This window comes from Martelella sp. AD-3 (assembly GCF_001578105.1).
Lineage (GTDB): Bacteria > Pseudomonadota > Alphaproteobacteria > Rhizobiales > Rhizobiaceae > Martelella.
Genome location: NZ_CP014275.1, coordinates 2,109,553 through 2,122,120, shown reverse-complemented (window position 1 = coordinate 2,122,120; position 12,568 = coordinate 2,109,553). Strand labels below are relative to the sequence as shown.

At 62.8% G+C, this 12,568-nt stretch carries 10 protein-coding genes; 4 read left to right on the top strand and 6 right to left on the bottom strand.

Annotation, left to right across the window (positions count from 1 at the left end):
* The first annotated feature begins 11 nt into the window (after nt 1–11).
* Entirely contained in the window at nt 12–512 is a 501-nt protein-coding gene (locus tag AZF01_RS09845) for a GNAT family N-acetyltransferase (RefSeq protein WP_024707837.1), read from the top strand.
* Nucleotides 513–517: 5 nt separating this feature from the next.
* On the opposite strand, the gene recG is transcribed toward AZF01_RS09845, so the two are convergent.
* A complete protein-coding gene (recG, locus tag AZF01_RS09840) occupies nt 518–2,617 on the bottom strand; it encodes an ATP-dependent DNA helicase RecG (protein ID WP_024707838.1) in 2,100 nt (699 codons plus the stop codon).
* A 93-nt stretch (nt 2,618–2,710) separates the two neighbouring features.
* Between recG and AZF01_RS09835 the strand changes: the two genes are divergently transcribed.
* Together AZF01_RS09835 and mfd are read left to right on the top strand one after the other, a co-directional pair.
* Nucleotides 2,711–3,013 carry a succinate dehydrogenase assembly factor 2 gene (locus AZF01_RS09835; protein WP_024707839.1) on the top strand — a complete coding sequence of 101 codons (303 nt, stop codon included), beginning with the start codon at nt 2,711–2,713 and terminating at the stop codon, nt 3,011–3,013.
* 16 nt (nt 3,014–3,029) lie between these two features.
* Nucleotides 3,030–6,536: a transcription-repair coupling factor gene (mfd, locus tag AZF01_RS09830; RefSeq protein WP_024707840.1), complete on the top strand. Its 3,507-nt coding sequence runs from the start codon at nt 3,030–3,032 to the stop codon at nt 6,534–6,536.
* Here mfd and AZF01_RS09825 read toward each other — a convergent pair.
* Nucleotides 6,533–7,204, bottom strand: coding sequence for a DsbA family oxidoreductase (locus AZF01_RS09825; protein ID WP_024707841.1), 672 nt, complete (start codon nt 7,202–7,204; stop codon nt 6,533–6,535). The genes mfd and AZF01_RS09825 overlap by 4 nt on opposite strands.
* A 176-nt stretch (nt 7,205–7,380) precedes the next feature.
* Nucleotides 7,381–9,198, bottom strand: coding sequence for an extracellular solute-binding protein (locus tag AZF01_RS09820; protein WP_024707842.1), 1,818 nt, complete (start codon nt 9,196–9,198; stop codon nt 7,381–7,383).
* 255 nt (nt 9,199–9,453) lie between these two features.
* Here AZF01_RS09820 and AZF01_RS09815 point away from each other — a divergent pair, with 255 nt between their 5' ends.
* Complete coding sequence (locus AZF01_RS09815) at nt 9,454–10,107, top strand: invasion associated locus B family protein (RefSeq protein ID WP_024707843.1); 654 nt, start codon at nt 9,454–9,456, stop codon at nt 10,105–10,107.
* 84 nt (nt 10,108–10,191) lie between these two features.
* Here AZF01_RS09815 and hspQ read toward each other — a convergent pair whose 3' ends face one another.
* From hspQ to AZF01_RS09800, 3 genes are all read right to left on the bottom strand, one after another.
* Nucleotides 10,192–10,521, bottom strand: a complete 330-nt coding sequence (gene hspQ / locus AZF01_RS09810) for a heat shock protein HspQ (protein WP_024707844.1) — start codon at nt 10,519–10,521, stop codon at nt 10,192–10,194.
* A 152-nt stretch (nt 10,522–10,673) separates the two neighbouring features.
* On the bottom strand, nt 10,674–12,083 hold the full coding sequence (gene glnA, locus AZF01_RS09805) for a type I glutamate--ammonia ligase (protein ID WP_024707845.1): 1,410 nt from the start codon (nt 12,081–12,083) through the stop codon (nt 10,674–10,676).
* Nucleotides 12,084–12,156: 73 nt separating this feature from the next.
* Nucleotides 12,157–12,495, bottom strand: coding sequence for a P-II family nitrogen regulator (locus tag AZF01_RS09800; protein ID WP_024707846.1), 339 nt, complete (start codon nt 12,493–12,495; stop codon nt 12,157–12,159).
* Nucleotides 12,496–12,568: the final 73 nt, after the last annotated feature.

The following is a 12,568-nucleotide window of genomic DNA, read 5'->3' as shown; positions in this document are numbered from 1 at the left end:
GGATCACGAAGATGAAGATACGCCGTGAACAATTTAGCGATGTCCGTGCCGTGGATGCGCTTGTGCGCCGTGCCTTTTATGGGCATCCCCACAGCGACGGCAGCGAGCCGGATATCATTCGCCGCCTGAGAGGAGCAGGCGCGCTCTCGCTTGCGCTGGTGGCGGAGGAAGACGATCGGATCGTCGGGCATATCGCCTTTTCTCCGGTCGGCTTTTCCGGCGGCGCAAGGGGCTGGTATGGCATTGGCCCCGTTGCCGTCGATCCGGACTATCAGAACAGGGGGATAGGCTCGGCGCTGATGCTCGGCGGGTTGGAGCTCCTGAAGGATGACGGCGCGCGCGGCGCGGTTCTGGTCGGGGATCCCGGCTTCTACCATCGCTTCGGCTTCCGGGCGGAGCCCGGCATCTCGCACAAGGGCGTTCCCGCCGAAAACTTGCTTGTCCTGCCATTCGACGATGAACTTCCGATGGGCGAAGTTGCCTTCCACCGCGCTTTTTTTGGCGAGGTCTGAGCGCTTCAACCCGCGTTGAGGTAGCGGATCGCCTCGTCGCGGCGGAAGAGATAGAGCAGCATGCGCAGGGCCTTGCCGCGTTCGCCCTGAAGCTCCGGATCCCTGTTGACCACATAGGCGGCGTCCTTGCGGGCAAGCGCCAGAATGTCGCCGTGGGCCTCCAGATGGGCGAAGCGGAAGCCCGGCATGCCGGACTGGCGCGTGCCGAGAAGCTCGCCCTCGCCGCGCAGCCTCAGGTCTTCCTCGGCGATCCGGAACCCGTCATTGCTGTCGCGCAGGACGGAAAGCCGCGCCCGTCCGGTTTCCGACAGCGGTCCCTTGTAAAGCAGAATGCAGGAGGAGGCCTCATCGCCGCGCCCGACCCGCCCGCGCAACTGGTGCAACTGGGCAAGGCCGAAGCGCTCGGCATGCTCGATGACGATGATCGTGGCGTCCGGCACGTCGACGCCGACTTCGACTACGGTGGTTGCCACCAGAAGCCGGGTCTCGCCGCTCTTGAACGCCTCCATCGCCGCTTCCTTGTCGGCGGACGACATGCGGCCATGCACAAGCCCGACATGTTCCGGCCCGAGCGCCTTTGCCAGGGTCTCCCGGCGCTCTTCCGCCGAAACCAGATCAACGGCCTCCGATTCTTCCACCAGGGGGCAGATCCAATAGGCTTTTTTTCCTTCATTCAGCGCCTGCCGCAACCGGCCGACCACATCACCGATGCGCTCGGCCGGGATGGTGACCGTCTGGATCGGTTTTCGTCCCGCGGGTTTCTCCGTCAGGTTGGAGACATCCATGTCGCCGAAGGCCGCCAGCACCAGTGTGCGCGGGATCGGCGTTGCCGTCATCACCAGAAGATGCGGCGACATGCCCTTGGCCGTCAGCTTCAGCCGCTGATGCACGCCGAAACGATGCTGCTCATCGACGATCGCCAGCCTCAGGTCATGATAGCTGACATTGTCCTGAAACAATGCGTGGGTGCCGATGACGATGCGCGCCGTGCCATCGGCGATCTCCGATTCAATGACGCGCCGGTCGGCAGCTTTCGTCTTGCCGGTCAGAAGCTTGACCGCAACGCCCGCCTTCTCGGCAAGCGCGGCAATGCCTTCGTAATGCTGGCGGGCGAGGATCTCCGTCGGCGCCATCAGCACGGCCTGGCCGCCGTCCTCGACCACCGCCAGCATCGCCAGAAGACCGACGACGGTCTTGCCGGAACCGACATCGCCCTGAAGCATGCGCAGCATGCGCGTCTCCCGGGCCATGTCTGCAAGGATCGCCGAAACGGCATCTTCCTGACCGGAAGTCAGGGTGAAGGGCAGGGCGGCGCGAACCTTGCCCGAAAGCGCGCCTGTGGGATGCACCGGCCTTCCCCTGGCGCGCCGCATCCGGCTTCTGACAAGGGCGAGCGACAGCTGGCCGGCCAGAAGTTCGTCATAGGCAAGCCTGCGCCGTGCCGGGGCCTGGGGTTCAAGATCGGTCGCGTCGCGCGGATTGTGAAGCGCAAGGAGCGCTTCCTTCAGCGCCGGAAAGCCCTGACGTCTGAGGACCTCGCCGTCGATCCATTCGGGAAAATCGGGGACCCGTTCATTGGCGCTTTCGATCGAACGCCGCAGAACCTTGGCGGAAAGTCCGGCCGTCATCGGGTAGACCGGCTCGCAGTCCGGCAGCGTATCGGCCTTGTCGGCGCTCACCATGTAGTCGGGATGCACCATGGACGGCCGGCCGTTGAACCATTCGGCCCGGCCGCTGACCAGCACTGTCTCGCCGACGGGAAGCGCCTTTTCCAGCCAGTCGGCCTTGGCGCGGAAGAAGGTCAGCGTCAGTTCGCCCGTATCGTCATGGATGAACACCCTGTAGGGCGCGCTGGAACGGACCGGGGCCGGCTGGTGACGGTCGACGCGGCCCTCCACCGTCACGATCGCGCCTTCTGGCAGGTGCGCGATGCCGGGCCTCAGCCGACGGTCGATCAGCGAGGTCGGCGCGTGGAACACCAGATCAATGACGCGCGCCTCGTCCTCGCGCCCTGTGAGGCGCGCGAGCAGTTTCTCAAGTTTCGGCCCGATCCCCGCAAGCGAGGTGACGGGCGCGAACAGGGGGTCGAGCAGAGCCGGGCGCATTATTCCCAATTGGACCGAAGGAAGCGCTTTGGCAAGGCTGACAAGCGCGAAACGAGCGGTTATAGAGACCAATCAACAAAGAAGGTTTTTGAAATGACCGGTCTGAAACGTTCGAGCGCCGACCTCGATCCCCGCCGCCGGCGGATCCTGTTTCGCTGCTGGCACCGCGGCATCCGCGAGATGGATCTGATCCTCGGCCAGTTCGCCGAGGAGAATCTTGCCGGAATGGACGACGAGACGCTCACTGCGCTCGAAACGATCATGGCCGAGGAAGACAATGACCTGATCAAATGGATCAACGGCGCCGAAGCGGCGCCCGACCACGTGCGCATACCGCTTTTCGAACGCATCTGCGCCTACAGGCCGGATTTCGACCCGGTCGAAAACGACATCTGAAGATTTTTGCGAAAACATGATAGCCGGATTCAACCCGAAAAAGCTGGATGGCCTCAGCGGCGCCGTCACCATTGCCAACGCCGTGCCGGGCACCGAACCGCTGGTGCTGGCGGAAATGGCGCGCGCCGGCCAGTCCGTCGCCTATGTGCTCTCCGACGGCCAGCGGATCGCCGATTTCGAGCAGATGCTCGGCTTTGCCGCCCCTGACATTCCGGTGCTGACGCTGCCGGCCTGGGACTGCCTGCCCTATGACCGCGTTTCGCCCGGCGCCGACACCTCCGCACGCCGTCTCTCTGCGCTTTCCGGCCTGATCGCGCATGCCCAAAAGCCGCATCCGGCCATCATCCTCGTCACTGTCAATGCCATGCTGCAGAAACTGCCGCCGCGCGAGATCGTCGCGACGCTTGGTTTCTCCGCGCGCGCCGGCCAGGTGATCGATATGGAAGTCATCGTCCGTCGTCTGACGGATGCCGGTTTCGAACGGGTGCCGACCGTGCGGGCCGTCGGCGAATATGCGGTGCGCGGCGGCATTCTCGATGTCTTCGTACCGGGAGAAGAGAACGGACTGAGGCTCGATTTCTTCGGCGACACGCTGGAATCGATCCGCGCCTTCGATGCCGCGACCCAACGCACCATCGGCTCGGTCAAGGCCTTCACGCTCAACGCCATGAGCGAGGTAACGCTGAACGACGGGACCATTGCGCGATTCCGCAAGAACTACCTGTCGCTCTTCGGCGCCTCGACGCGCGACGATGCGCTCTACCAGGCCGTTTCGGAAGGCCGCCGCTATGCCGGCATGGAACACTGGCTGCCGCTGTTCTACGAGCGCCTGGAAACGGTGTTCGACTATCTCGCCGGCTTCCGGATCATTTTCGACCACGCCGCGCGCGAGGCCGCGAGCGAGCGGGCTGACCTGATTGAGGACTATTACGAGGCCCGGCGCACCAATCTGGGCGCCGCCCATGGCGGGCAGGGCGCGCCCTACAAGCCCGTGCCGCCGGACATGCTCTATCTCGATGAGACGGCATTTGCCGCCGGTCTCGAAGCAAGCGAGGCCGTGCGGCTTTCGCCGTTCAACGAGGCATCATCGCTCGGCAAGCCGGTGATCGCGCTCGAAGCCCATGCCGGCCCGCGCTGGGCCGTTGCCGCGCAGGCGCGCAAGGGTGACGACGGCGAGCGCGCCAATGTGTTCGAGGAAGCCGTCCGGCATATTGCCGACACGCGCGCGAAGGGCGGCAGGGTGCTGATCACCGGATGGTCCGAGGGGTCGCTCGACCGGTTGCTGCAGGTCCTGAAGGAACACGGGCTTTCCAAGATCAAACCGATCAAGGCGCTCTCCGACCTTCAGCGGCTCTCCAAGGGCGAGGCGGCGAGCGCGGTCCTGAGCCTCGAGGGCGGCTTCGAGACCGGCGACCTGCACGTGATCGGCGAGCAGGACATTCTCGGCGACCGACTGATCCGCAAGACCAGAAAGAACAGGAAAGCCAGCGACTTCATCACCGAAGTTTCCGGACTGGATGAAGGCTCCCTGGTCGTTCACGCCGAACATGGCATCGGGCGGTTCACGGGACTGAGGACGATCGAGGCGGCGGGCGCGCCGCGCGACTGCCTGGAACTGCATTATGCCGATGATGCCAAGCTGTTCCTGCCGGTCGAGAACATCGAGCTTCTGTCGCGCTACGGTTCCGATGCCGCCGACGTGCCGCTCGACCGGCTCGGCGGCGGCGCATGGCAGGCGAAGAAGGCGCGGCTGAAGAAGCGGCTTCTCGACATGGCCGACGAACTGATCGCGATCGCCGCCAAGCGGGCAACCCGCACCGCGCCGCCGCTGGTGGCCGCCGAGGGGCTTTATGACGAGTTTGCCGCCCGGTTCCCCTATGAGGAGACGGAGGACCAGTATAACGCCATCGAGGCGGTGCGCGGCGATCTCGGCCTCGGACGGCCGATGGACCGCCTGATCTGCGGCGATGTCGGCTTCGGCAAGACCGAAGTGGCCCTGCGCGCAGCCTTCCTTGCCGCCATGAACGGCGTCCAGGTGGCCGTAGTGGTGCCGACGACGCTACTCGCGCGCCAGCACTACAAGACCTTCATCGAACGTTTTCGCGGACTGCCGATCAAGGTCGCGCAGGCTTCGCGCCTCGTCAGCGCCAAGGAACTGGCCCAGACCAAGAAAGACCTTTCCGAGGGCAAGGTCGACGTCGTGGTCGGCACCCATGCGCTTCTGGGCACCACGATCAAATTCGCCAATCTCGGCCTCCTGATCATCGACGAGGAGCAGCATTTCGGCGTGCGCCACAAGGAGCGGCTGAAGGAGCTGAAGAGCGACGTGCATGTGCTGACGCTTTCGGCGACGCCCATTCCGCGCACGCTGCAGCTTGCCATGACCGGCGTTCGCGAGCTCTCGCTGATCACCACGCCGCCGGTCGACCGCATGGCGGTCAGGACCTTCATCTCCCCCTTCGACCCGCTGGTGATCCGCGAGAACCTGATGCGCGAGCACTATCGCGGCGGCCAGAGTTTTTACGTCTGTCCGCGCCTTTCCGATCTGGAGGAGGTTCAGGCCTTTTTGCAGGCCGAAGTGCCGGAACTGAAGGTCGCCGTTGCCCACGGGCAGATGGCGGCGGGCCAGCTCGAGGACATCATGAACGCCTTCTATGACGGCAGCTATGATGTGCTGCTGTCAACGACGATCGTGGAATCCGGCCTCGATGTGCCGACGGCCAACACGCTGATCGTCCACCGCGCCGACATGTTCGGCCTGGCCCAGCTTTACCAGCTGCGCGGCCGCGTCGGCCGCTCGAAGATCCGCGCCTTCGCGCTGTTCACGCTGCCTGCCAACAAGCGGCTGACCGATACCGCCGAGCGGCGGCTGAAGGTGCTGCAGTCGCTCGACACGCTGGGCGCCGGCTTCCAGCTCGCAAGCCACGATCTCGATATTCGCGGCGCCGGCAATCTGCTCGGCGAGGAACAGTCCGGCCACATCAAGGAGGTCGGGTTCGAGCTTTACCAGCAGATGCTGGAAGAAGCGGTCGCCGAGGCCAAGGGCGACGAGGACGCGGGCGGCAGCGACTGGTCGCCACAGATCGGGCTCGGAACGTCGGTGATGATCCCGGAAAGCTACGTGCCGGACCTCAATCTCAGGATGGCGCTCTACCGCCGTCTTGGCGAATTGACCGATGCCGGCGATATCGACGCTTTCGGCGCCGAGTTGATCGACCGGTTCGGGCCGATGCCGGAGGCGGTGCAGTCACTCCTGAAGGTGGTGTTCATCAAGTCGCTCTGCCGCACGGCGAATGTCGAAAAGCTCGATGCCGGTCCGAAGGGCATCGTCGTCACCTTCCGCAACAAGGAGTTCCCGAACCCGGCGGGCCTTGTCCAGTTCATCGCCGAGCAGAGCGTCTCGGCGAAGATCAGGCCGGACCAGAGCGTGTTTTTCAACCGCGACCTGCCGACGCCGGACAAGCGCCTCGGCCAGGCCGCGATCATCATGAACAAGCTTTCGAAGATTGCCGAAGCCGGCTAAGCGGCTCCGTCTCCATTGCCGATGTCGCCTGTCGCCAGTTGCTGCAGCGCGTTCTGCAGCACCTCGACGGGCTGGGCGCCGCTCAGCGCGTATTTCTGGTTCAGGATGAAGAAGGGCACGCCGGTCACGCCCATCTTCTCGGCATTGGCGATCTCGTTGCGCACCACTTCGATGTCGGCGTCGCTGGCAAGAAGCCGCGCGACCATCTCGCGGTCCATGCCGCATTCCGCGGCGATATCGGCAAGCACCGCGTGGTCGCCGAGATTGCGTCCCTCCTCGAAATTGGCCTTGTAGAGCCGGTCGACCACCACGTTCTGCATGGCGATGCTCTCCGTGTGGGCCCACAGCAGCAGCCGGTGCGCATCGAGCGTGTTCGGCCGGATCAGGATGCGGTCGAAGTTGAAGGTGATGCCTTCCTCGCGGCCAAGATTCGTGAGCTGTTGGTGCATCTCGTCGCGGCGGATCGGACTGCCGAGCTTTTCGGCGAGCATCGCCTGATTGTCGACGCCTTCCGGCGGAATGGTCGAATCAAGCTCGAAGGGACGCCACTGCACGACCACTTCGACATCGCCCTCGAGCGCGGAGATGGCGCGGTCGAGACGGGCCTTGCCGAGATAGCACCACGGGCAGACGACATCGATGACGGCGTCGACGGTTACGGTGTTCATGCCGTTCCTTTCCTTGAATACGGGCATTGGGCGCAGCTTGCCGCCAACGCCAGATCATTCTTCGTGTCACCCCGCGGGCTTGTGCCGAGGGGCCATGCTACCATCTCCTCGCCGCCGGGCTACCCGGGTCGAGCTCGAGCATGACGCAGGAGAGAAACCGACCTCAAGAAAACGCCTCACTGCGCGGACGCATCCCACCAGGTGGGCAGCTGATAGCCATAGATCGGCGTTTCCTCTGGCGGCACGATATCGTTCCAGCGCGCCACCCACTGGCCGTCCCGGTGATAGAGCGGGAGCATGTAGTGGCCGTTGACGAGCAGCCGGTCAAGGGCGCGCACGGAATCGGTGAAATGCTCGGTCGAGCGCGCCTCCAGCATATCGTTGATCATACGGTCGATATCGCTGCTTGCCACGCCGGCGAAGTTGAACGTGCCTTCGATGTCGCGCGAGCGCGATTCCCAGCGCCAGACCTGCTCGGCGCCCGGAGAGAGCGACGAGGTGAAATAGAAGCCGGGCGCCACCAGCACGATCATGTCGTAATCGAAGGTGTTGAGCCGCTTCTGGTACTGAGCGTCATCCACGGTGCGGATGGTCATCGCAACGCCGATCAGGTTCAGCGAATGCTGGTAGGCGAGCGCCAGTTTCTCCTGGGCCGAATTTGTGGTCATCACCTCGAAGGCAAGCTGGTTGCCGTCCCGCCCGATCATCTTGCCGCCATCGATCCTGTATCCGGCTTCCGCCAGAAGACGCACGGCCGCGCCCAGAACCCTGCGATCGGAACCGGAGCCGTCGGTGACCGGCATGGCGTAGTCGCCGGCAAGGATTTCCGGATCGATCACGTCGATCGCGTCGCCCAGCAATTCGCGCTCGGTCTCGCTTGCCGGATTGCCATAGGCGCCGAGCGCGGAGTTCTGCCAGTAGCTCTCGGTGCGCTGATAGGCGTTGTCGAAGAGCGTGCGGTTGACCCACTGGAAATCGAACACGTTCGACAGCGCCTCGCGCACCCGCGCATCCTCGAATTTCGGTCTCCGCGTGTTGAAGACGAAGCCCATCATGCCCGTCGGCGTCTCGGGCGAAAACGTATCCTTGATCACCTGGCCGTCATTGGCGGCGGGAAAATCATAGGCCCGGTCCCAGTGGCTCGGATCATCGTCGGGATAAACGTCGACCGCGCCCTTCTTGAACGCCTCGAACAGGGTCGAACTCTGCAGGTAGTAGTCGACGGTGATCCTGTCGTAATTGGCAAAGCCGACCATCGAGGGCAGGTCCTTGCCCCAGTAATCGTCCCGGCGGGCGTAGACGATCCTCTGGCCGGGCTCGACGCGATCGATCTTGTAGGGGCCGGAGCCGAGCGGCATGGCCATCGTGTCCGTATCGAAGGTTTCGGGATCCAGCGCATGGGCGGGGAAGACCGGCATCAGCGCGAAGATCAGCGGCGTTTCCCGGTTGGCCTTGTCGTTGAAGGTGAAGCGCACGCCGCGCTCGCCGACCTTTTCCATGCTGTCGACGAGATCGAGGCGGCGGTTATAGGGCGGGCGGCCCTTCTCCTTCAGAAGGTTGAAGGTGAACATCACGTCCTCGGGCGTCACCGGCGCGCCGTCCGCCCATCTTGCGCGCGGGTCCATGTTGAACTGGATATAGCTGCGCTCCGCGTCCCATTCGGCGGTTTCGGCAAGAAGGCCGTAAAGGGTGAAGGGTTCGTCGCGCGAGCGCTTCATCAGCGGCTCGTAGACGAGATGGCCGAACTCCTCCTCCCACAGGCCGCGGGCGGATGAGCGCATGCCCTTCAGCACGAAGGGGTTGAGCGCATCGAAGGACCCGACCACGCCATAGGTGATCTCGCCGCCCTTCTTGACATCGGGATTGACGTAGCTGAAATGCTCGTAGTCCGGCGAAAGCGCCGGGTCGCCGTGCATGGCGATGCCATAGAGCGGATCGGCGGCGGCCGCACCCGCCCATGCCACGGAAAAGAGGAGAGGAACAATGATGCGCATCGATTCGTCCTGTCTTGATCCTTTGATGCCCGAGACTAGCATGGGCGCCGCGCCTTGCGAAATACGGGCGGGATTCTGCCGTCTCGCGGCAATTTAGACGTTTTCGGGGGTGGAACACGAACCAATGTGACGATATCAGGGGAAACACTGGCGGTTGAGGCCCGAATGAGGGATGGTCTGCCGCATTTCGGTAACATTAGGCATGCAGGTTCCAGCACCATTGACCTCATGCAGACGAACCAGGAGAGAAATTTCATGCTTTCACGCGCCAGATTTTTGAAGCATGTCGCGGTTTGCGCTTTCACGATTGCCGGCATCTCCGCCGGCGGCGCTTCGGCCCAGGACCAGCAGCCAGCCCAGCAGGCGGCCCAGCAGGGCAACGGATTGCCCACGCAGGGCTGGTTCAAGACCTGTAACGACAATGGTCAGGCCAATGTCTGCATCGTCCAGAACTATGCCCGCGCCGAAAACGGCCAGGTTCTCACCGCCGTCGGCCTGATCACGCCCCAGGGCGGCAACGGCCAGCCGATGCTGCAGATCACCGTGCCGACTTTCCGCGTGATCCCGGCCGGCGTGACCATGCAGATCGACAATGCCAACCCGCAGCGGGTCGACTATGCGCTGTGCACCAACGAGCAGTGCATCGCCCAGGCGCCGCTGACCGACACGCTGGTCAACGCCATGAAGCGCGGCGGCAAGGTCACCTTCACCTCCGTCAACGTCCGTCAGCAGCCGAACCCGGTCGACGTGACCCTCAGCGGCTTCACCGCCGCCTTTGACGGCGATCCGATCAGCCAGCCCGATCTCGTCGAGAGCCAGCGCAATCTGGATGAATCGATCAAGAAGATGGCTGTCGACCGCCGCAAGAAGATCGAGGAAGCCCAGCAGAGCGCCACCGGCGGCAACTGATCCGGCAGATCCGTACAAAAAGAAAGGCCCGGTTGCCTCATGGCAACCGGGCCTTTTCATGTAGAGGGCATCGCCCGCGTCGCATCAGTGGGAGACTGCGTAACGCGGTGCAAGCTGGCCATTGTCCGTGACGGTGAAGATCTCGCCGATCTGCGGGTTGCGCAACGGTTCGCCGCTCAGATCATGTTCGAGATTGCCTTCCGAGACATAGGCCACATAGCCCTTCTCGTCGTTTTCGGCGACGAGATGATAGAAAGGCTGATCCTTGTCAGGCCGGATTTCCGGCGGAATGGAATTATACCAGTCATCGGTGCGGGAGAATTCCGCGTCTACATCGAATATGACGCCCCGAAAGGGAAGCGTACGATGACGGACGATATCGCCGATATTGTATTTCGCTTCGCGTATCTTCATGAGCATTTCCTTTCGAATACTATATGGAAACGCACCACGGAGACTGCAAGAGGCGCATCGGATTTGCCGCAAAAGCTCTTGAAAACAAAAAGAAAACCGGTCGCCAAAGGGCGACCGGTCTTGAGCTGTCTTAAAGACTGCCCGGGCTGAAATCAGACCGAATAGTACATGTCGAATTCGACCGGGTGCGGCGACATTTCGAACCGCAGCACTTCTTCCATCTTCAGGTCGATATAGGCGTCGATCTGGTCGTCGTCGAACACGCCGCCGGCCGTCAGGAAGGCGCGGTCGGCATCGAGGCTCTCGAGCGCTTCGCGCAGGGAGCCGGCAACCGTCGGGATTTCCTTCAGCTCTTCCTTGGGCAGGTCGTAGAGATCCTTGTCCATGGCGTCGCCGGGGTGCAGCTTGTTCTTGATGCCGTCGAGGCCGGCCATCATCAGGGCCGCGAAGGCGAGGTAGGGGTTGGCGCCCGGATCGGGGAAGCGAACCTCAACGCGCTTGGCCTTCGGCGAGGAGCCGAACGGAATGCGGCAGGAGGCCGAACGGTTGCGGGCCGAATAGGCGAGCAGAACCGGAGCCTCGAAGCCCGGGACCAGACGCTTGTAGGAGTTGGTCAGCGGGTTGGTGAAGGCGTTGATGGCCTTGGCGTGCTTGATGATGCCGCCGATGTAATAGAGGCAGGTTTCCGACAGGCCGGCATATTCGTCGCCGGCGAAGGTCGGCTTGCCGTCCTTCCAGATCGACTGGTGCACGTGCATGCCCGAGCCGTTGTCGCCATAGACCGGCTTCGGCATGAAGGTCGCGGTCTTGCCATAGGCATGGGCAACCTGGTGGACGCCGTACTTGTAGATCTGGGTCTTGTCGGCCATGCGGGTCAGCGTGTCGAAGACCATGCACAGCTCGTGCTGGGCCGAGGCCACTTCGTGGTGATGCTTCTCGACGGTGATGCCCATTTCGGCGAGGACCGTCAGCATTTCCGAACGCATGTCCTGGACGCTGTCGACCGGCGGAACCGGGAAATAGCCGCCCTTGGTGCGCGGACGGTGGCCCATATTGCCGGTTTCGTATTCGGTATAGGCGTTCGACGGCAGTTCGGTGCTGTCGAGCTGGAAGCCGGTATTGTAGGGTTCGGCGGAGAAGCGGACGTCGTCGAAGACGAAGAATTCGGGCTCGGGGCCGAAGAAGGTGGTGTCGCCGATGCCGGTCGATTTCAGATAGGCTTCGGCCTTCTTGGCCGTGCCGCGCGGGTCGCGGTTATAGGCTTCGCCGGAAAGCGGCTCGAGAACGTCGCAGAAAACAGCCATGGTGGACTGTGCGAAGAAGGGGTCCATATGAGCCGTCTCGGTATCGGGCATGAGGACCATGTCCGACTCGTTGATGGCCTTCCAGCCGGCGATCGACGAACCGTCGAACATAATGCCGTCGGCGAACATGTCTTCATCGACAGCCGAAACGTCCATCGTCACGTGCTGCAGCTTGCCCTTGGGATCGGTAAAGCGCAGATCGACGAATTTGACGTCGTTGTCTTTGATTTGTTTCATAATTTCAGCAGCTGTCGTCATTTAACGTTTTCCTTGCATAAGAAGATGACGATAGGGATTCCCCGTCTTTCCGGATGGAAAGCGGAGGGATGGATCAGATGGCGTCAACGCCGGTTTCGCCGGTGCGGATGCGCACGACGCCCTCGACATTGGAAACGAAGATTTTTCCATCGCCGATGCGCCCGGTCTGCGCGGCATTGCGGATGGCATCGATGACGGCATCCACATTGTCGTCTGCCAGCACGACCTCGACCTTGACCTTGGGAAGAAAGTCGACGACGTACTCGGCGCCACGGTAAAGTTCCGTGTGACCCTTCTGGCGCCCGAAGCCTTTCGCTTCCGTGACAGTGATGCCCTGCAGGCCGACTTCCTGAAGGGCTTCCTTCACTTCGTCGAGCTTGAAAGGCTTGATGATCGCTTCGATCTTTTTCATGAGAAAATTGCTCTCCGCTTCTCCCGTTGAAGCAGGCACAGGCCCGCTCGGAACTTCATATGCACATTGCATG

What these genes read in the sequence shown, in the direction of transcription:
- AZF01_RS09815 (WP_024707843.1), top strand. Translation starts at nt 9,454, where the DNA reads ATGCTTTCACGCGCCAGATTTTTGAAGCATGTCGCGGTTTGCGCTTTC.
- AZF01_RS09825 (WP_024707841.1), bottom strand. Translation starts at nt 7,204, where the DNA reads ATGAACACCGTAACCGTCGACGCCGTCATCGATGTCGTCTGCCCGTGG.
- AZF01_RS09800 (WP_024707846.1), bottom strand. Translation starts at nt 12,495, where the DNA reads ATGAAAAAGATCGAAGCGATCATCAAGCCTTTCAAGCTCGACGAAGTG.
- hspQ (WP_024707844.1), bottom strand. Translation starts at nt 10,521, where the DNA reads ATGAAGATACGCGAAGCGAAATACAATATCGGCGATATCGTCCGTCAT.
- AZF01_RS09820 (WP_024707842.1), bottom strand. Translation starts at nt 9,198, where the DNA reads ATGCGCATCATTGTTCCTCTCCTCTTTTCCGTGGCATGGGCGGGTGCG.
- glnA (WP_024707845.1), bottom strand. Translation starts at nt 12,083, where the DNA reads ATGACGACAGCTGCTGAAATTATGAAACAAATCAAAGACAACGACGTC.
- AZF01_RS09835 (WP_024707839.1), top strand. Translation starts at nt 2,711, where the DNA reads ATGACCGGTCTGAAACGTTCGAGCGCCGACCTCGATCCCCGCCGCCGG.
- AZF01_RS09845 (WP_024707837.1), top strand. Translation starts at nt 12, where the DNA reads ATGAAGATACGCCGTGAACAATTTAGCGATGTCCGTGCCGTGGATGCG.
- mfd (WP_024707840.1), top strand. Translation starts at nt 3,030, where the DNA reads ATGATAGCCGGATTCAACCCGAAAAAGCTGGATGGCCTCAGCGGCGCC.
- recG (WP_024707838.1), bottom strand. Translation starts at nt 2,617, where the DNA reads ATGCGCCCGGCTCTGCTCGACCCCCTGTTCGCGCCCGTCACCTCGCTT.